At 62.9% G+C, this 19,936-nt stretch carries 15 protein-coding genes and 1 pseudogene; 9 read left to right on the top strand and 7 right to left on the bottom strand.

The features are described from left to right. Positions 1 to 6 precede the first annotated feature (6 nt). The 3 genes from ABD906_RS00090 to ABD906_RS00080 all read right to left on the bottom strand — a co-directional run bounded on the left by ABD906_RS00090 (position 7) and on the right by ABD906_RS00080 (position 3,031). Positions 7 to 1,569, bottom strand: coding sequence for a formate dehydrogenase beta subunit (locus ABD906_RS00090; RefSeq protein ID WP_345097540.1), 1,563 nt, complete (start codon positions 1,567 to 1,569; stop codon positions 7 to 9). Then, positions 1,569 to 2,039: a formate dehydrogenase subunit gamma gene (locus tag ABD906_RS00085; RefSeq protein ID WP_345097539.1), complete on the bottom strand. Its 471-nt coding sequence runs from the start codon at positions 2,037 to 2,039 to the stop codon at positions 1,569 to 1,571. Before ABD906_RS00085 ends, ABD906_RS00090 begins: the two co-directional genes overlap by 1 nt. A gap of 92 nt (positions 2,040 to 2,131) precedes the next feature. After that, positions 2,132 to 3,031, bottom strand: coding sequence for a LysR family transcriptional regulator (locus tag ABD906_RS00080; RefSeq protein ID WP_345097538.1), 900 nt, complete (start codon positions 3,029 to 3,031; stop codon positions 2,132 to 2,134). Between the two features lie 278 nt (positions 3,032 to 3,309). On the opposite strand from ABD906_RS00080, the gene ABD906_RS00075 reads away from it, so the two are divergent. Continuing rightward, a complete protein-coding gene (locus tag ABD906_RS00075; RefSeq protein WP_345097537.1) occupies positions 3,310 to 4,467 on the top strand; it encodes an Mrp/NBP35 family ATP-binding protein in 1,158 nt (385 codons plus the stop codon). A gap of 118 nt (positions 4,468 to 4,585) precedes the next feature. Here ABD906_RS00075 and ABD906_RS00070 read toward each other — a convergent pair whose 3' ends face one another. Beyond that, entirely contained in the window at positions 4,586 to 5,062 is a 477-nt protein-coding gene (locus tag ABD906_RS00070) for an SRPBCC family protein (protein ID WP_345097536.1), read from the bottom strand. 296 nt (positions 5,063 to 5,358) lie between these two features. Between ABD906_RS00070 and pgi the strand changes: the two genes are divergently transcribed. Next, positions 5,359 to 6,993, top strand: coding sequence for a glucose-6-phosphate isomerase (gene pgi, locus ABD906_RS00065; protein ID WP_345097535.1), 1,635 nt, complete (start codon positions 5,359 to 5,361; stop codon positions 6,991 to 6,993). 56 nt (positions 6,994 to 7,049) lie between these two features. On the opposite strand, the gene ABD906_RS00060 is transcribed toward pgi, so the two are convergent. Next, on the bottom strand, positions 7,050 to 8,990 hold the full coding sequence (locus ABD906_RS00060) for a long-chain-fatty-acid--CoA ligase (RefSeq protein ID WP_378187672.1): 1,941 nt from the start codon (positions 8,988 to 8,990) through the stop codon (positions 7,050 to 7,052). Between the two features lie 139 nt (positions 8,991 to 9,129). Further along, entirely contained in the window at positions 9,130 to 9,681 is a 552-nt protein-coding gene (locus ABD906_RS00055; RefSeq protein ID WP_345097534.1) for a DUF924 family protein, read from the bottom strand. Between the two features lie 252 nt (positions 9,682 to 9,933). On the opposite strand from ABD906_RS00055, the gene ABD906_RS00050 reads away from it, so the two are divergent. From ABD906_RS00050 to ABD906_RS00020, 7 genes are all read left to right on the top strand, one after another. Then, positions 9,934 to 11,484: an ABC transporter substrate-binding protein gene (locus tag ABD906_RS00050; RefSeq protein ID WP_345097602.1), complete on the top strand. Its 1,551-nt coding sequence runs from the start codon at positions 9,934 to 9,936 to the stop codon at positions 11,482 to 11,484. A 102-nt stretch (positions 11,485 to 11,586) separates the two neighbouring features. Beyond that, on the top strand, positions 11,587 to 12,591 hold the full coding sequence (locus tag ABD906_RS00045; RefSeq protein ID WP_345097533.1) for an ABC transporter permease subunit: 1,005 nt from the start codon (positions 11,587 to 11,589) through the stop codon (positions 12,589 to 12,591). Between the two features lie 15 nt (positions 12,592 to 12,606). Further along, positions 12,607 to 13,542, top strand: coding sequence for an ABC transporter permease subunit (locus ABD906_RS00040; RefSeq protein WP_378187675.1), 936 nt, complete (start codon positions 12,607 to 12,609; stop codon positions 13,540 to 13,542). 2 nt (positions 13,543 to 13,544) lie between these two features. After that, positions 13,545 to 14,399: an ABC transporter ATP-binding protein gene (locus tag ABD906_RS00035; RefSeq protein WP_345097532.1), complete on the top strand. Its 855-nt coding sequence runs from the start codon at positions 13,545 to 13,547 to the stop codon at positions 14,397 to 14,399. After that, positions 14,396 to 15,232: a dipeptide ABC transporter ATP-binding protein gene (locus ABD906_RS00030; RefSeq protein WP_345097531.1), complete on the top strand. Its 837-nt coding sequence runs from the start codon at positions 14,396 to 14,398 to the stop codon at positions 15,230 to 15,232. The genes ABD906_RS00035 and ABD906_RS00030 overlap by 4 nt, the downstream gene beginning before the upstream one ends. 729 nt (positions 15,233 to 15,961) lie before the next feature. After that, positions 15,962 to 16,642 (top strand): hypothetical protein, encoded by a 681-nt coding sequence (locus ABD906_RS00025; RefSeq protein WP_345097530.1) that lies wholly within the window; start codon positions 15,962 to 15,964, stop codon positions 16,640 to 16,642. Between the two features lie 20 nt (positions 16,643 to 16,662). Continuing rightward, the gene (locus ABD906_RS00020) at positions 16,663 to 19,023 is read left to right on the top strand and encodes an autotransporter family protein (protein ID WP_345097529.1); all 2,361 of its coding nucleotides are present in this window, start codon (positions 16,663 to 16,665) and stop codon (positions 19,021 to 19,023) included. Between the two features lie 559 nt (positions 19,024 to 19,582). On the opposite strand, the pseudogene ABD906_RS00015 reads toward ABD906_RS00020, so the two are convergent. Continuing rightward, positions 19,583 to 19,936 (bottom strand): annotated as a pseudogene (locus ABD906_RS00015) (hypothetical protein); the annotation flags it as partial.

Here is a 19,936-nt window from a genome sequence, read left to right as displayed (position 1 = left end):
CATCTCCTATTCCGCGGTCTGGCGCACGGGCGCCGGGCGGAAATCTTCCGGGAAGTGCGTGATCGCGCTCATCACCGGATATGGGGTAAAACCACCAAGAGCGCAAAGAGATCCGAACTTCATCGTGTTGCAGAGATCCTTCACGATCTCCAGCTGGCGCTCCGGCTCAATGCTCTGGGCCAGGCGGTCGAGCACCTCGACGCCACGGGTGGAGCCGATACGGCAGGGCGTGCACTTGCCGCAGGATTCCACCGCACAGAATTCCATGGCGAAGCGGGCCTGTTTCAGCATGTCCACCGTGTCGTCGAAGACGACGATGCCGGCGTGGCCGATCAGGCCATCCTTGGCGGCAAAAGCTTCGTAGTCGAAGGGCGTGTCGAAGAGCTCGCGCGGGAAATAGGCGCCCAGCGGGCCGCCCACCTGCACTGCACGGACCGGACGGCCCGAGGCCGTGCCGCCGCCAATGCCGTCGACGATCTCGCCGAGCGTCAGGCCGAAGGCGGCCTCGAACAGGCCCCCGTATTTCACATTGCCGGCGAGCTGGATCGGGATCGTGCCGCGCGAGCGGCCCATGCCGAAGTCCCGGTAAAAGGCCGCACCGCGGTCGAGGATGATCGGGACGGAAGCCAGCGAAATGACGTTGTTGATCACCGTCGGGCGACCGAGGAAGCCGACATGGGCGGGGAGCGGCGGCTTGGCACGGACCATGCCGCGCTTGCCCTCCAGACTATCGAGAAGGGCGGTTTCCTCGCCGCAGACATAGGCGCCCGCGCCCATGCGGACTTGAAGGTCGAAGGCATATCGGGAACCAAGGACGCTCGGGCCCAGCAGACCGGCCTTGCGGGCGACTCCGATGGCCTCGTTGAGGGTGACTTCCGCATGCGGGTATTCGGAGCGGAGGTAGATGTAGCCCTTCGTGGCGCCGACGGCGATGCCGGCGATGATCATGCCCTCGATGAGGACGAAGGGATCGCCTTCCATGATCATGCGGTCGGCGAAGGTGCCGGAGTCGCCCTCGTCAGCGTTGCAGACGATGTATTTCTGCGGACCGGCAGCTTCCAGCACCGTCTTCCACTTAATGCCGGTGGGAAAGCCCGCGCCACCCCGGCCGCGCAGGCCCGATTCCGTGACCTCGGCCACGATCTGCTCAGGCGTCATCGCCAGGGCATTGCGAAGACCGCGCAGGCCGCCATGGGCCTCGTAGTCCTCAAGCGATACCGGATCGATGACGCCGCAACGGGCAAAGGTCAGGCGCGTCTGCCGCGCCAGGTACGGAAGTTCCTCCGGACGGCCCAGGTCTAGGGAATGTGGGGGGAGGCCGCCGGAGGAAAGGTGATGCTCAAGAATCGAAGGAACGTCGGACGGTTTGACCGGGCCGAAGGCCACGCGGCCGGCCGGCGTCTCCAGCTCCATCATGGGCTCGAGCCAGTAGAGGCCGCGAGAGCCGTTGCGGATGATGCGGGCGTCGAGGCCGCGGGCGGCGATCTCTGCCTTCAGGGCACGCGCCACCTCGTTCGCGCCAAGCGCGATGGCGCCGGAGTCGCGGGGAATGTAGATCTTCAGGGTCATCAGGAACGGACCTCCGCCGCAATCTCTGCCACCTTGTCGTCGTCAAGGCGGCCGATCACCTCGCCATCCAGCATGGCGGAGGGACCGCAGGCGCAAAGACCAAGGCAATAGACGGGCTCGAGAGTCACGGAGCCGTCGATGGAGGTTTCACCGAACCGGACACCCAGAAGCTTCTGCAGCTTTTCGGCCACCGCTTCGCCGCCCAGAGCCTGGCAGGCTTCCGCGCGGCAAAGCTTCAGGACGTGCCGGCCGGGAGGCTCCTGCCGGTAGTCGTGATAGAAGGAGACAACGCCATACACGTCCGCACGCGTAAGGTTCAGCGCATCAGCAATGACAGGGATGGCCTCCCGGGGGACATAACCGAGCTCGCGCAGGATCCCGTTCAGGATCGGAAGGAGCGGACCTTCCTCGTCCTTCCACCGTTCGATGATGGGGGTGACGGATGCGATAATCTCGGTATTGGCCGGCATGCCTCCTCCTAAAAGCTGCTTCCCCAGCCATCAGATACCGGAAGCCGGTAATGATCAATATTGCAGATCCGTGACTTGATAGAAAAAAACTATCAGACCCGCGCGGGGAGCCGATCTGCCGCCAGTCTGGCTTCGTAGAGGAGGGCGGATACCATGGGAGTGTGCGGCTCGCGTTCCAGTGCGACCACGCCGACGCGGTGGCTAACGTCCGGTTCAGTGATGGGAATGGCGCGTATCGGTTCGGCGAGCCCCAGCACTTCGGTCAGGTTCATGGGCATGATGGAGGCCCACTTGCCCGTGCGGATGTGGGAGAAGAGCAGGATCATCGAGTTCGACTCAAGCGTCGGCTGCACGATGGCGCCGGCCTCACGCAGATGCTTGTCGATGATGCGGCGGTTCTGCATGTCCGGCGTCAGCAGGCAAAGGGGCAGCGCCGCCACCTCGGACCAGGTGACGTGGTCGCGGTCGGAGAACTGGTTGCCGACAGCGGTGATGAGGCAGTAGCGTTCGGAGTACAGCGGGACCGTCACCACACGGCCGAGCGGTTCGTCCTCAATGTATGTGATGCCGATATCGATCTCGAAGTTTTCCAGCAGGGACAACACTTGAAGGGACGTGCAGGACCGCACGGAAAAGGTGACGTTCGGATGTTTCCCGCGGAAGGGCGTGGTGATCGAGGGAACCATGGCGAGCGCGGTCGGAATGGCCGCAATGCGGACATGGCCGGAAAGGCCACGGCGGGCGGTTCGCATTTCCTCGCGCAGGGTGCGTACGTCGCCGACGATGCGGCGCGCCCATTCGAGCACGCGCTGGCCCTCCGGCGTCAGCTCCTGGAAACGCGAGCCGCGCTTGACGAGCATGACACCCAGCTGGTCCTCCAGCTGCTTGATCGCAGCCGACAGCGTGGGTTGCGTCACGCCAAGCTCCACGGCGGCGCGGCCAAAATGCTGCTCGCGGGCGAGCACAAGAAAATATTCCAACTTGTCGATCATTCGACCATCCGTCCCAGTCTCCCTCCGGGTGAATGATCTATAACAGTTTTCTATCGAGCGGAAATCCCTGAAAATTCAAAGGGCTTGGGCGCGCTCGGGGCAGGGCGGGGCGCGGTGTGACCGCATACATGCTTGGTTCTCGGGGCAGTCTGGTCTATGAAGCCATGGCCTCAGCACCGGTTGAATGCCGGCCGGTGCCCGAACATATAGAGGCCAGCACAGAGCCCAGCCGGGCAATGCAAGCTCCCTCGCGGCCAAGAAATCTGAAGGCAAGACAAATGACCGTCACGCGTGAAGCCGTCATCGAAAAGCTCAGCACGATCAAGGGTCCGGACTTCAAGGATGACATCGTTTCGCTCGGCATGGTGTCCGAGATCTTCATCGCGGACGGCAAGGTATTCTTCTCCATCACGGTGCCCGCCGAGCGGGCCGAGGAGCTGGAGCCCCTGCGCGAGGCGGCGGAGCGGGCGGTCAAGTCCATCCCCGGCGTGACGAACGCGCTGGTGGCGCTGACGGCCGAGCGGCAGGGCGGCATGGGTGAGGCGCCGCGGTCGCGCCCGCAGCCCGCACCGCGACCGGCCCCCCAGTCGTCGCGGCCGGCAGGCCCCGCAGCGGGGACCATTCCGCCCAAGGCTGAAATTCACGGCGTGCGCTGGATCATCGCCGTGGCGAGCGGCAAGGGGGGCGTCGGCAAGTCGACCACGGCGGTCAACCTGGCGATCGCGCTCCGCGCGCTGGGCCAGAAGGTCGGCATTCTCGACGCGGATATCTACGGCCCGTCCATGCAGAAGCTGCTTGGGGTCAAGGAGAAGCCGGTGACGACGGACGGCCGCACCATGCAGCCGATCGAGGCATGGGGCGTAAAGGCCATGTCGATGGGCTTCCTGGTGGAGGAAGATACGCCGATGGTCTGGCGCGGGCCGATGGTCATGTCGGCGCTCAGGCAGATGCTGCGCGACGTGGAATGGGCGCCGCTCGACGTTCTGGTCGTCGACATGCCGCCCGGCACCGGTGATGCACAGCTCACCATGGCGCAGCAGGTGCCGCTGGCGGGCGCGGTGATCGTCTCGACGCCGCAGGATCTGGCGCTGATCGACGCGCGTAAGGGCATCAACATGTTCCGCAAGGTCGAGGTGCCGATCCTCGGCGTGGTCGAGAACATGAGCTATTTCATCGCGCCGGACACGGGCAAGCGCTACGACATTTTCGGCCATGGCGGCGCGAAGGCTGAGGCCGAGCGTATCGGCGTGCCGTTCCTCGGCGGCGTTCCGCTGACAATGGACGTGCGCGAGAAGTCGGACGCCGGCACGCCGGTGGTCGCCGTCGATCCGGACGGCGCGCAGGCCAGGGTCTACCGCGAGATCGCCGAGAAGGTACTGGCGCAGCTCAAGGCGCAGGCGGGCGCCGGGGGCGGACCTAGAATCGTTTTCGAGTAAGGCGTTTCGCCGCGCCCTGCGTACTGAGCTTGTTGAAGCAGGCGGGGACCGGCGGCCCCATGGTCCCACGGGCTCACCATGAGGCCGAAAGGAACGCCCGCGGTGTGCCGGGGTGCCTTCAGGCTGTCGCTTCCTCGGCAGAGGCGCCGCCGCTCACCTGGGTGTTGAAGTCGCCGAAGAACTGGGCGGCAAGCTTCTTCGATGTCGATTCGATCAGGCGCGATCCGAGCTGCGCCATCTTCCCGCCCACATCGGCCTTGGCCGCGTAAGTGAGGATCGTGGTGTCGGGGCCATCCTCCTTCAACGTCACGTCGGCGCTGCCCTTGGCGAAGCCGGCGATTCCTCCCTTGCCCTCGCCGGAGATCGTGTAGGAATAGGGCGGATTGAGGTTCGACAGCTCCACGGAGCCGTTGAACTTGGCCTTGATGGGGCCGATCTTGAGGGTCACCGTCGCTTCCAGCTCGGTATCGGATTTCTTTTCGAGGTTCTCGCAACCCGGAATACAAGCCTTCAGGATCTCCGGATCGTTGAGAGCGCGCCAGACCACGTCGATCGGCGCAGAAATCCGCTCCTCACCTTCAATTACCATTGCCATCTGCGAGGTCTCCAACCGTCATTGTTGTATAGGGAAGCAAGGCTAATCCATGGATGACGGTTTGCAAACTGGTTGCTTTAGCCGGCGCGCCGCGGGCGTGGCGGCGGATCTGTGGAGGAATGGGTGAACGGGAGCGGCCATATGTGGAGGACAAGAAAATCCGCCCCCAAGAAAAGATGCGCACAGCCTTCACAGATGTCTTATGAAGGCCCTATTTCTCAAGAGTCTTTCGTTGAATTTTCTGCATCACGTTTTCAGTCTCGATATTTGTTGTCGGCAAGCCAGTGAGGGTACGAATGATCGCTTATGCGGATGCACTTGCAGCTTTACGGGAACACCGGAGCCGGTTTCACTCGTTCGACCTCAGGGAGGCCTTCAGAACCGATCCGCAGCGCTTCAGCCGTTTCTCCGCTTCACTTGACGATCTCACGCTCGACTATTCCAAGTGCGCGGTAACGGACGAAACGATGCGGCTGCTGGCGCAGCTCGCCGAGGCGGCAGGCGTGGCCGGGCGGCGGGACGCCATGTTTGCGGGCGAGGAAATCAACATCACCGAACATCGCGCCGTGCTGCACACAGCGCTCCGCCATTCCGGCGGGCCGGTCTACTGCAAGGGCCGGGACGTGATGGCCGACGTGCAGGCGGTTCTCGCCGCGATGGAGGAATTCGCCAGCGGCATCCGGTCCGGGTCGCTGAAGGGAGCCACGGGCAAGCGCTTCACCGATGTGGTGAACATCGGCATCGGCGGTTCCGACCTGGGGCCGTGCATGGCGACGCTGGCGCTCGCGCCCTACCATGACGGGCCGGCGCTGCATTACGTGTCGAATGTCGACGCGGCGCACATTGCTGACACGCTGGCCCGGCTTGATCCGGAGACTACGCTCATCATCGTGGCGTCCAAGACGTTCACGACGGTCGAGACGATGACGAATGCCGCGACCGCACGGCGGTGGGTCGCGGAGAAGCTTGGCGAGGAGGCGGTGGGCGCGCATTTCGCAGCCGTGTCGACGGCGCTCGACAAGGTGGCGGCCTTCGGCATCGACCAGTCGCGCGTGTTCGGTTTCTGGGACTGGGTCGGCGGGCGCTATTCGGTCTGGTCGGCCATCGGCCTGCCGTTGATGATCGCGGTGGGACCGGAGAATTTCCGCAAGATGCTGGCGGGGGCGGCGCGGATGGACGAGCATTTCCGCGAGGCGCCGTTCGGGCAGAACCTGCCGGTGCTGCTCGGCCTCGTCGGCTTCTGGCACCGGGTGATCTGCGGCTATCCCTCGCGGGCGATCATCCCCTATGACCAGCGGCTTGCGCGGCTGCCTGCGTATCTGCAGCAGCTCGACATGGAGTCGAACGGCAAGCGGGTGCGGCTGGACGGCTCTCCGGTCGAAACGCCGACCGGGCCGATCGTCTGGGGTGAGCCGGGCACCAACGGCCAGCACGCCTTCTTTCAGCTTCTCCATCAGGGTACGGACGTGATCCCGGTGGAGTTCATCGTCGCGGCCGAGGGGCACGAACCGGAACTCAGGCGCCACCACGACCTGCTGGTTGCCAACTGCCTCGCCCAGGCGGAAGCACTGATGCGGGGGCGGACGCTGGAGGAGGCGAGGGCCCAGCTTCTCGCCAAGGGCATGAGCGAAGAGGAAGCAGAATGGCTTGCGCCGCACCGGGTGTTCCCGGGCAACCGCCCGTCGGTCACGATCCTTTACCGGAAGCTCGATCCGTTCGCGCTCGGGCGGCTGGTCGCGCTCTACGAGCACCGGGTTTTTGTCGAGGCCGCGCTGTTCGGGATCAATGCGTTCGACCAGTGGGGCGTGGAGCTCGGCAAGGAACTGGCGACCGAGCTGCTGCCGGTGGTGGAGGGCAGGAAAGATGCCTTAGGCCGGGATTCCTCAACGGCCGGCCTGGTCCAGAGAATTCATGCCCTGCGGAAGGGGTGAACGCCGGTGACAGTTGAACACGCGGTCGCCTGTCCTCCTCCTGTCCGGACCCGGTCCTATTCGCCCTCGTCGTCGGGTTCGTCGCCTGTCGGCAGGGGCTGTTCCTTCAGTTCCCTGCGCAGAAACTTGCCGACCGGGGACTTCGGCAGCGAGTCCCGGAACTCCACGTAGCGGGGCCGCTTGTATCCGGTCAGCCGCTCGCGGCAGTAGTTGAGGATGTCCCTCTCCGTGAGGTTCGGGTCCTTGCGGACGACGAAGACCTTGGGAACCTCGCCGGAATGCCGGTGCGGCACGCCGATGACGGCGGCTTCGAGCACGCCAGGATGGGATGCAACGACCGCCTCGATCTCGTTGGGATAGACGTTGAAGCCCGAAACGATGATCATGTCCTTCTTGCGGTCAACGATGCGGATGAAGCCCTGCTCGTCCATCTCGGCCATGTCGCCGGTACGGAAATAGCCGTCTGGGGTGAACGCTGCCGCCGTTTCCTCCGGGTGCTGCCAGTAGCCGGCCATGACCTGGGGGCCCTTAACGCACAGCTCGCCGACCGCGTTGAAGCCGCGGGGCTCTCCCCCTTCGCCGCAGATCTTCACGTCGGTCGACGGGATCGGAAGGCCGATGGTGCCGGTGAACTCGTCGTCGCAGAACCGGTTCGCGGCCACGACCGGCGAGGTTTCGGACAGGCCATAGCCCTCATGGATCGTGCCGCCGGTCACCCGTTTCCAGCGTTCGGCCACGGTAGGCTGCACGGCCATGCCGCCGCCCAGGGTCAGGATCAGATTCCCGAAGTTCAGATTCCGGAAGTCGGGGTTGTTGAGCATCGCGTTGAACAGCGTGTTCAGCCCGACAATGATGTTGAACGGATACCTGGCGAGCTCGCGGATGAATCCCGGGATGTCGCGTGGGTTGGCGATCAGCAGGTTGGTGGCGCCCAGCCGCATGCCCATCAGAGCGTTCACGGTCAGGGCGTAGACGTGATAGAGCGGCAGGGCGCAGACCATGAACAGATTGTCCGGCTTCGGCCGTCGAATGAACGCGGTCTGCACCCATTCGGTGTTCTGCATCATGTTGGCGAGGATGTTGCGGTGGAGCAGCATCGCTCCCTTGGCAACGCCGGTCGTGCCACCCGTGTACTGCAGGAAGGCAAGGTCATCGAGGCTGACGGGCGGCGGATCGAACGGGAGCCGCGCGCCGCGGCGCAACGCCTGACGGAACGGCATGTGGCCGGGTATCGACCAGGCGGGGATCATGCGTTTGACATGGCGCAGGAGGAAGTTCACCGCAAAGCCCTTGAGGCCCAGCAGATCGCCCATGCTCGCAACAACCACATGCCGGACGGAGGTTTCCGGCAGTGTCCTCTGCAACGTGGCGGCAAAATTCTCCAGGACGATGATCGCCTCGGCTCCGGCATCCTTGAGCTGGCGGGCGAGTTCCGGCGCGGTGTAAAGCGGATTGACGTTGACCACCACCAGCCCGGCCCGCAGCACTGCCATGAGGGCAATCGGGTACTGGAGGACGTTCGGCATCATGAGCGCGACGCGCGAGCCCTTTTTCAGGCCGAGCGACAGGAACCAGGCGGCGAGATGACGCGACATCTCTTCGAGCTTCCCGAAGCTGAGCTCCCTGCCCAGGCTGATGAAGGCCGTCCGATCGGCGTAGCGTCGGCAGGTGTCGGCCATGAAGTCGCCGATCGAGGCGTGTTCAAAGGGCCCGATCTCGTGGGGTATCCCTTCGGGATAGCTCCTGAGCCACGGGCGAGACCCGATCGGGTTGCCCGGCGAATTCGATGCGCCGGACTGCCCGCCAGCGGTATCTCCGGCTGACGTGTCCAATTCCTCGGCTTCCTCCAGCGAGTTCGCTTTGTCCGGGCCGGGCACGGGCGAATCACCCGCCGCTTCCGTTGTCAAAGAAGAGTGTTCCTCAGGGGGCGCCGCCGGCGTCGTTTGGTCAATTTCGTCCGGGGAGCCTTGACGTTCTGTCTTTCTGTTGCGTTTCATCCCTTCCGGGCGCTCGGCCGCGCCATCCTTCCTGGTGGATCGAACCAACGTTACCTCCCCGAGCGTTTTCTTCTTAAGTTGTTATCTTTCCAATAACGCGCCGGCCGGGAGAGCACGCCGGCCAGGGCGGGTTGTGCGGTTACTGTCCGAAGCCTGCGTGTCCGGCCATGAATTCCAGTTCCGCTTCGGTGCTGTGGCGGCCGAGAACCTTGTTCCGGTGCGGAAAACGGCCGAAGCGGTAGACGATATCCCGATGCTCCTTCGCGTAGCGCAGGGGCTCCTCCATCCCGAGCTTTTCGAACAACGCCACCGATCGGCTCTGCACGGCCGCGATTTCCGAATGCTGGAACGGCATGTAGAGGAACAGGCGCTCTTCGGGCGCCAGCTTCTCGTCCAGGCGGGCATCCAAAGCCTGCCGGGCAAGAAAGAGCGCGAGATCGTCCGTCACGAAGGCCTGCGCCGTGCCACGGAACATGTTGCGCGGGAACTGGTCCAGGACAATCACGGCGGCAAGCGCCGCCCGCGGGTCAGTTGTAGCGGCCGCAGGCGGGTTGGCGCTCAGCGCCATCCACAGATCTTTGAACCGCGTGGCAATCTGCTGGTCCACATCGGGATCGGGGGCAAACCACTTCGACGGTTCAAGCTCCTTGAACCAGAATGTCAGAACTTCGGTAATCCAGTTTTCCGCCATTGTGCGGGATTCCCAATTCTCCAGAGCTCCGGTTCCCCAGTGTGACTTGCTTTGTGTCCGTGCGTCCAGTGCGAAGGATCAATTCCCCCTATGAGGTGAAACTCCTACAAAGAATTACACATTTATGTGGCTTGCGTACCTGTGATGAAGTCTGATTATATGACCCAATACAATCGGTTAAAGTTACTGGCGTTGAGGGAGGTACTGTTGAAACTCACGGCCACATTCGCAACTGCTCTGCTCGCTGCGACGATGATCAGCGGCGCAGCGGCAGCCAAGACCTTTGTGTATTGCTCGGAAGGCTCTCCGGAGGGCTTCGACCCGAGCCTCTACACCGCGGGCACCACGTTCGATGCCGCCGCGCACACGGTCTACAACCGCCTGCTGGAGTTCAAGCCGGGCACGACCGAAACTGTTCCGGGTCTCGCCGAGGACTATGAGATCTCCGAGGACGGCCTGGAATACACGTTCAAGCTGCGTCCGGGCGTGAAGTTCCAGACGACCGACTTCTTCACGCCGACGCGCGACTTCAACGCTGACGACGTCATCATCTCCTTCGAGCGTCAGTGGAAGAAGGATCATCCGTGGCACTCCTACGTTCCGGGCGCCAACTGGGAGTACTTCGTCGGCATGGGCCTGCCGGACCTGATCGAGTCCATCGAGAAGGTCGACGACATGACCGTCCGCTTCAAGCTGAAGCGTCCCGAGGCTCCGTTCCTGGCCAGCCTCGCCATGCCGTTCGCTTCGATCATGTCGAAGGAATACCTCGACAAGCTCGAGGCCGAGGGCAACATGCAGCTGCTGAACCAGCAGCCGGTCGGTACCGGCCCGTTCCAGTTCGTCGCCTACCAGCAGGATGCCGTCATCCGCTACAAGGCCAACCCGGATTACTGGAACGGCAAGCAGAAGATCGACGACCTGGTGTTCGCGATCACGCCCGACGCCTCGGTTCGTTACCAGAAGTTGAAGGCCGGCGAGTGCCACCTGATGCCGTTCCCGAACGCGGCTGACGTGGAGGAGATGAAGGCCGACCCGAACCTGAAGGTCATGGAGCAGGAGGGCCTGAACGTCGCCTACCTCGCCTACAACACGAAGGTCGCGCCGTTCGACAACGTCAAGGTCCGCAAGGCGCTGAACCATGCGATCAACAAGGAAGCCATTGTTGACGCCGTGTTCCAGGGTCTGGCCACTCCGGCGAAGAACCCGATCCCGCCGACGATGTGGTCGTACAATGATGACATCGAGGACGACGCCTACGACCTCGACCAGGCGAAGAAGCTGCTTGAGGAGGCCGGCGTTTCCAACCTCAGCATGAAGCTGTGGGCGATGCCGGTCAGCCGTCCGTACATGCTGAATGCCCGCCGTGCCGCGGAGATCATCCAGTCCGACTTCCAGAAGATCGGCGTGAACGCCGAGATCGTCAGCTACGAGTGGGCCGAATATCTGGAGCGCTCGAAGGCTGAAGACCGCGACGGCGCCGTGATGCTCGGCTGGACCGGTGACAACGGCGATCCGGACAACTTCCTGCACACCCTGCTCGGCTGCGAGGCCGTGGGCGGCAACAACCGCGCCCAGTGGTGCAACGAGGAGTTCAACAACCTCGTGATGCAGGCCAAGCAGGTTACAGACGTCGAAGAGCGCACCCGCCTCTACAAGGAGGCCCAGGTCGTGTTCAAGCGCGAGGCTCCGTGGGCCACGCTGGTCCATTCCGTGGCCATCGTCCCGATGCGGAAGGAAGTCGTCGGCTTCGTCCAGAGCCCGCTGGGTGACTTCGCCTTCGAAGGCGTCGACCTGGCTGAGTAAGACACATCCAGACCAGAGTACCGGGGGCGCGCTCAGGCATGAGCGCGCTCCTGCCATTAGCCAACATGGCTCTTCTGGCCAAAAAAGGAGAGCGGTCGCGCCATGCTCCAGTTCATACTTCGGCGCCTTGCAGTTCTTATTCCCACATTCATAGGCGTTTCGATCATTGCCTTCACGTTCATCCGTATTCTCCCCGGCGATCCGGTGCAGATGCTGGCCGGCGAACGCGTGATTTCGCCCGAGCGCCATGCGGAACTGTCCCATCAGTTGGGGTTTGACCGGCCAATCATCGTTCAGTATCTCGATTATCTGGGCGGGGTTCTGCGGGGCGATCTGGGGAACTCCATCGTCACGCGCCGTCCCGTTCTTGACGAGTTCCTTTCCCTTTTCCCGGCAACGCTTGAGCTTTCGATCTGCGCCATCCTGGTGGCCGTGCTGGTCGGCGTGCCGCTCGGCATCGTCGCAGCCGTGAAGCGCGGGTCCTGGTTTGACCAGTCGGTGATGGGCTTCGCGCTGGTCGGCTATTCCATGCCCATCTTCTGGTGGGGTCTGCTGCTCATCATCCTGTTTTCCGGCGTGCTGCAGTGGACGCCCGTTTCGGGCCGCATCTCGCTGCTCTATTTCTTTCCGCCGGTGACCGGTTTCATGCTGATCGACAGCCTGCTGTCCGGTCAGGCCGGGGCCTTCAAGTCGGCCGTGTCACACCTGATCCTGCCCACCATCGTGCTCGCCACCATCCCGCTCGCGGTGATTGCGCGGCAGACGCGCTCGGCGATGCTTGAGGTGCTGAGCGAGGACTATGTGCGCACGGCGCGGGCCAAGGGCCTGCCGCCGCAGCGGGTGATCGGCCTGCACGCGCTGCGCAACGCGCTCATTCCGGTGGTCACCACCATCGGCCTGCAGATCGGCGTGCTGATGGCCGGCGCGATCCTTACGGAAACGATCTTTTCGTGGCCGGGCATCGGCAAGTGGATGGTCGATAGCGTGTTCCGGCGTGACTACACGGTCGTGCAGGGCGGCCTGCTGCTGATCGCAGGCATCATCATGATCGTGAACCTGCTCGTGGACGTGCTCTACGGCCTCATCAATCCAAGAATCAGGCACTAGGTATCGGGTCGGGAAATGGCTATCAATCAAACCAAGACCGCAGATCCGGCAGCCGCACTCGAAGGCGAGTACAGCGCGTCCGCAATCCGCCGCGCGATGCTGGCCGAGTTCTGGTACTATTTCCGGCAGAACCGCGGCGCAGTCATTGGAGCGGTCACCTTCCTCATCATCCTGCTGGTGGCGATCTTCGCCCCGTTGATTGCCCCGCACGACCCGGTCCTGCAGGTGCGCGACGCCTTCCTGAGACCGCCGGCGTGGGTCGAGGGCGGCAGCTGGACGTACATCCTGGGAACGGACGCGGTCGGCCGCGACATTCTCTCACGCCTCATCTACGGCGCGCGCTACTCGCTGTTCATCGGTCTCGTCGTGGTGACGATCTCCGTGTCGGTCGGCGTCGTTGTGGGCCTCATCGCCGGATACTTCCGCGGGCCCATCGACACGTTCATCATGCGTGTGATGGACATCATCCTGGCCTTCCCCTCGCTGCTGCTGGCTCTCGTGCTGGTTGCCGTGCTAGGTCCGGGCCTGCTCAACGCCATGATCGCCATCGCGCTGGTGCTGCAACCGCACTTCGTGCGTCTCACCCGCGCGGCGGTGATGTCGGAGAAGACACGCGACTACGTGACGGCGGCGAAGGTGGCAGGCGCGAGCCGCATGCGGCTGATGTTCAGGACGATCCTGCCGAACTGCACGGCGCCGCTCATCGTGCAGGCAACGCTGTCGTTCTCGAACGCCATTCTCGATGCCGCTGCACTGGGCTTTCTGGGCATGGGCGCGCAGCCGCCGACGCCGGAATGGGGCACCATGCTCGCCGAGGCGCGCGAGTTCGTGCTGCGCGCGTGGTGGGTGGTGACCTTCCCGGGCCTCGCCATCCTGATCACGGTGCTGGCCATCAACCTGATGGGCGACGGGCTGCGTGACGCGCTCGATCCGAAGCTGAAGAGGTCGTGACGATGGCTCTGCTCGAAATCAAGAACCTCACGGTGACGTTCGACACCGTTTCGGGTCCGCTCAAGGCGGTCGACAACATCTCGCTCCATGTCGACCGGGGCGAGGTGCTGGCCATCGTCGGCGAATCCGGTTCGGGCAAGTCGGTCTCGATGCTCGCGGTGATGGGCCTGCTGCCCTGGACGGCAACGGTCACCGCCGACTACATCCGCTTCGACGGAAAGGACATCCTGAACCTGAAGCCGGCCGAACGGCGCAAGATCATCGGCAAGGAAATCGGCATGATCTTCCAGGAGCCGATCGCCAGCCTCAATCCGTGCTTCACCATCGGTTTCCAGATCGAGGAGACGCTGAAGCAGCACACCAACCTTGACCGGGCGGGGCGGCGCAAGCGGACGATCGAGCTGTTGCACATGGTCGGCATTCCGCAGCCCGAGGAGCGATTGCGGTCGTTCCCGCACCAGATGTCCGGCGGTCAGTGCCAGCGCGTGATGATCGCCATGGCGCTCGCCTGCAACCCGAAGCTGCTGATCGCCGATGAGCCGACGACGGCGCTCGACGTGACGATCCAGAAGCAGATCCTCGACCTGCTGGTCAATCTGCAGATGGAGACGGGCATGGCGATGATCCTCATCACGCATGACATGGGCGTGGTGGCGGAGACCGCCGACCGCGTGGCCGTACAGTACAAGGGACGCCGCGTCGAGGAGGCGGACGTGCTGAGCCTCTTCGAGGCGCCCAAGCACCCCTACACCAGGGCGCTGCTCTCCGCGCTGCCGGAAAAGGCAACCGGCGACAGGCTTCCGAGTATCTCGGACTTCTACTTCGAGGACGAAGTCCTGAAGGGAGAAACCGCATGAGTGAGATCGTTCTCGAAGCGCGCAACCTCGTGCGCGAATATCGCACCGCCGGAAACTTCTTCCGCAAGGAAAAGGTGGTGCGGGCCGTGAAGGGCGTGAGCTTCAAGGTGGAGCGGGGCAAGACGCTGGCGATTGTGGGCGAAAGCGGCTGCGGCAAGTCCACGCTCGCACGCATGATCACGATGATCGACCCGCCGACCTCCGGTGAGATCTTCATCGACGGCGAACAGGTCGACATCTCCAAGGGGATCTCGAAGGAGCTGCGCCGCAAGGTGCAGATCGTGTTCCAGAATCCCTACGGCTCGCTCAACCCGCGCCAGAAGATCGGCGACGTGCTGATGGAGCCGCTGGTCATCAACTATGACCTTCCGGCTTCCGAGCGCCGCCACAGGGCCATGGAGATGCTGAAGAAGGTTGGCCTGGGCCCCGAACACTTCAACCGCTACCCGCACATGTTCTCGGGCGGCCAGCGGCAGCGCATCGCCATCGCGCGGGCGCTGATGCTCAACCCAAGCCTCCTGGTGCTGGACGAGCCGGTCTCGGCGCTCGACCTTTCCGTCCAGGCGCAGGTCTTGAACCTTCTCGCGGACCTTCAGGACGAATTCGGGTTGACCTACGTCTTCATCAGCCATGACCTGTCGGTCGTGCGCTACATCTCGGACGAGGTGATGGTGATGTACTTCGGCGAGTGCGTGGAATACGGAACGCGCGACGAAGTATTCTCCGACCCGAAGCACGAGTACACGAAGACGCTGTTTGCGGCCACGCCGCGCACGGACGTCGAAAGCATCCGCGCGCGCCTGGCCCGCAAGGCGGCCGCCCGCGCGGCATAGCAAACCAGCCGTTCCCGCCGGGCGCACCCCCCCTGGCGGGAACGCCGCGGTCGAACAGCAGGCGGTTCCGGCCCTTCCTGCCTGATCTGTTCTCCGTGCAGGCCCCGCAGGATTGACCTCTCCGCGGGCGGCCGGTCATTCGCTTCACATGAGGGCCCTCTAACTCGGCATTCTCCAGCCGCACGCCATCTTCTCACGCGGCTTCCCGGAACCTTGCAGGCCGAAGCAAGTCAATGCCGACTTGCTTCGGATGCGATAGGCGCTTCCCTTTCTGCCTTGTCCAGGACGAAAAATGGCAAAGGCAAGGCGGCCCTTAACACGCAAAACGCCAACGAAGCGAAGAAACACTATCAACAAATGGGCAGGGAATTTTCTTCAATGTCGATCGATGACAGGATGTTAAAAGGAAAAAGCACATAAAAATCAGCGTCTCACAGAGATAAATGAAAAATTTTTCTCGTATGAAGTAGTTATAACAATCACATTTTTAACATATTCTGTGCCTCTGACGTGCTTAGCAAGCTAACGAACGGAGGTGGCATGTTTGCTGAACAGCGGCAGCCAAGGGCGCTTAACGAGACGGGAAGGACTGCCGCAATGGGGGCGGCCAAACATGCCCGGAAAACGCCCAGGGGGTCTGAGGAACCCCTGCAATTGCAAAAAACTCAACGGAACCAAGAGACACAGTGGTTCGTCGGATCGCGCGGGAAACAGTTCCGCCAAGCTTCCGTGCTGAAGAGAATCCGTCTGGCAGCCCTCGTGTCCTGCGGCGTCTGCCTGCCTGCATCGGGCGCATGGGCGGCATGCAGCGCATCGGCCACCATGTATCACGCGCCGGGCGGGTCGACCTGTACTTTCGACGCGACTACGCCGGGCACGACTACGCCGGGCACGACCACGCCGTACAACTATAACGGCAAGAACTACACCGCCCTCATCAGCGGCGCCTCAACCACTGCCGTGATGAATGTCGTCACTGACGGCACGATGAACATAACGGTAGATGCCCTCATCTACCAGACGGGCGGCGGTGCGCGTCACGCAATTCATGTCCTCAGCGGCGGCACCATCAATGCTGCGGGCAACCTGACTGCTGTCAGCTACAATTCCACCAACAGCCGCGCGGTATATGTCAACAACGGCACGATCAATGTGGGCGGTGACCTGGAGACCTACCGCTACGGCACCAGCGGCACCGCCAGCCTGCAGGTCGACACCACCGGTGTGCTGCACGTGGCCGGCAACGGCTATGTCTTCTCGATGGCGCGGGATATCCAGGGTTTCCGCAGCTACAATGTTGCCACGTTCGGCGGGAATCTGACGATCCATCACCTGGGAGAAACGGACGATCGTCCCGGCGGCTCAACCGCGCTGGCGCACCGCGGGAACCTGGAGGTCGGGGTGCCCTGACCATCCTGGCCGAAGACAGCGTGGCCATCGCGCAGACCGGCGGAACGATCACGGCGCAGACGCTCTCGATCGAGACGACACCGCGCCGCAACGGCGTGATCGGCAGCGCCAGCTCGGGCGACGGCTATCGCATTTCGAGCGGCACCGCCACCTATGCCGGCGACAGCAGCATCGACACCACCGGACGGGGCGTCGTTATCCAGGGCACCGGCATCACGCTCAGCATGGGCATGGGGACGACGGGGGTGGCGCCTGAAAGCGGGGTGGCGAAGGTCGGGATCGGCGGGCTCACCAGCATCGAGTCAGACCAGACAGCCATACATCTCGACAATAGCGCAACGAAATCCCACACGCTGATCGATGCCGGCGCGTCGGTCACAGGCGCGGTGGCTGCCTACAATGACGGAACCGGCGATGCCCATCTCGAGATCAATGCGGGCGCGGACATTTCCGGCCTCATCCAGATGGGAGACGGCTCGGATGAGCTCACGCTGAATGGTCAGGTCGATCTTTCCGGCATACCGTCCATCGACGGCGGGGACGACATGAGCGCGGCCGACGGGATGATCGACAACCTGACGTTCCGGGGAGGCTATTCCGGGATCGACAACGGAAAGTTTCTCAACTGGGAGAACGTCAACTTCCATGACGGCACCTACACCGTTGCAGGCGGCACGCTGTCAGCCGGTTATGACGAGGGGACGGGCGTTTTCGTCTATTCCGGCGGCGTACTCGATGCCGGCAGCTCCTTCACCGTCGACGCCAATCTCACGACCGTCGGGACTGGTTCCTTCCAGATCCGCGGTGGCGGCTCGGGCACCTACTTCGTCGAGGGGTCGGTGACCAACGGCGGCCTCATCGACTCCAACGATGGCGCGACGGGCGACATCCTTACCGTGCGCGGGGATTTCGTGGGCAACGGCGGCACCTATCATCTCGATACGGTGCTCCAGGACGACAGCTCGCCGACCGACATGCTGGTCGTCGAGGGCGGCACGAGCGGCTCGTCCTATGTCCGGGTGGCCAATGCGGGCGGCACGGGCGCGGTGACCACGGAAGGCATCAAGATCATCGACGTTACGGGCGACTCGGACGGCACGTTCATCCTCGCCGGCGATTACGTCCATGAGGGAGAAGGCGCGGTCGTTGGCGGCGCCTACGCCTACAAGCTGCACAAGGGAGCGCCTTCCTCACCCAACGACGGTAACTGGTACCTGCGTTCCAACCTCACCGCAATAGACGAGCCGGAGGATCCGGACGGCCCGGGCGATCCGGATGATCCCGGCGAACCGGGCGGCCCGGTGGACCCCAGCAATCCGAGCATTCCGGAGGGGCCGCTCTACCAGGCGGGCGATCCTGTCTACGAGGCCTATCCGCAGCTGCTCCTGGGCCTGTCGTCGCTGCCGACGCTGCAGCAGCGCGTGGGCAACCGCTACTGGGCGGGCAATGGCAACCGGCTGATGGTTCAGGGCGCCGACGCGCCGGATCTCACCTATGCGCCTGCCCAAGAAGCGGGTTCGTTCGTTGAGCTCAGTGGAGCCTGGGTCCGTCTGGAAGGGACACACCATCACATCGAGCCGCGTGTTTCGACGTCGCGTGCGGACTATGACCACAACACCTACCGCCTGCAGGCGGGCTACGATGCCGCGCTGCTGGACAATGGTGCCGGCACCCTTATCGGCGGGCTCAGCGTTCACTATGCCCGCGGCGCGGCCAGCGTCAGCTCGCCCTATAATGCCGACGGCGGCAGCGGCAAGATCAGGACCGACGGTTTCGGCGTCGGTGGCACGCTGACCTGGTACGGTGATGGTGGCTTCTATGTCGACGGGCAGGCCCAGGTGACCTGGCACCGGAGCGACCTCAGCATCGACGGCGGCCGTCTGCGGGTGGCCTCGGACAACGATGGCCATGGCTACGCCTTCTCAATCGAGGCGGGCCAGAGGATCGCCATCGATCCCACCTGGTCGGTTACCCCGCAGGCCCAATTGTCCTTCGCGAAGGTCAAGTTCGATGACTTCATAGACGTCTTTGGGGCTGACGTGAGCTTCGGCCGTGGCGAGAGCCTGCAGGGACGCATCGGCATTGCCCTCGACCACGAGAACTCATGGCAGAACGACAAGGGTACGCTCGATCGCGCGCATGTCTACGGCATTGCCAACCTGTACTATGAGTTCAAGGATGGCACGCAAGTCGATGTCTCAGGCGTCAGCTTCGAGAACAAGCAGGACCGTCTCTGGGGCGGGATCGGCGTCGGCGGTTCCTACAACTGGGACAACGACCGGTACTCGGTCTACGGCGAGGGCCTTGTCACCACGAGCCTGAACAACTTCGGCGACAGCTATTCCGTCAAGGCAACGGTGGGCCTGCGTATGAAGTGGTAGGCCGTCTTCCACGGAAAGCCAAGAGGGCGACCGAGGAGAACGCCGACGATCCGAAATGAACAGAAGCCCTGTCCGGCGTCATGCCGGGCAGGGTTTTACTTCATGGGAAATCAAGTGCCTGCCGGACAACGCATGCGTTGGAGCCGATCGGGGGGGCAGGTGGCGCGCGTCGTTGCTGGAAATACGGTGTCGCGGAGCGCCGGTATTATAATTGCTATTCAGAAATCTTTAAATCGGACTCGATTCATGCGTATATCTATTTGCCTAAACGGAGAAAAAAAGGTGATTTAATGTACGTGATTTATTGAGCATTATTGAATGAAATGTTGGAGATATCAGAGATGATTCACTGGATATGGAGTAAAGAAGATCTGAATATGGGCAATTGTGGTAATCTGAAAATGATGATTGAGGAAGTTGTCGAGCAAATTGTCGAACTCGTTGATGAGGGATTATTGATATTGGCATTATGAGTGATGAGGCATGCTGACCGCGGTGGCATTACGTCTGGAAGCGTTCCGCCTGCCGCGGTCAGAGATTTATTTATGGTTTCTGGTGCTCAAAAGCTCAGCGAGCAGAGATAGACGATCAGGATTGCCGCAATGCCAAGGTCGGACACCATCGCGGCGATTTCCGGCGCGGTCGTGGGGTGGTTCCGAACGTGCTGCACGCCCGCCAGCAGATAGAAGATGGCGCCGGCAAGGGCCGCTGCCGGGATCCACTCGGGAAAGTACAGGCTGGCGATTGCCGTAATGCCTATTGATCCACCCCCATTGAACGGGTCCACCTTGAAGTATGGTTTTGACCCTGAAGGAGGACCACAATGGCCAACAAGCGACACAAGCCCGACGAGATCGTCACGAAGCTTCGGCAGGTTGAGGTTTTGCGCGGCCAAGGCATGGCGATGGCGGAT

It is taken from the genome of Chelativorans composti, assembly GCF_039541695.1.
In the GTDB taxonomy this organism is placed as follows: Bacteria; Pseudomonadota; Alphaproteobacteria; order Rhizobiales; family Rhizobiaceae; genus Chelativorans; species Chelativorans composti.
Note: the sequence above shows the minus strand (reverse complement) of the source record. Positions and strands in the feature narration are given on the sequence as shown.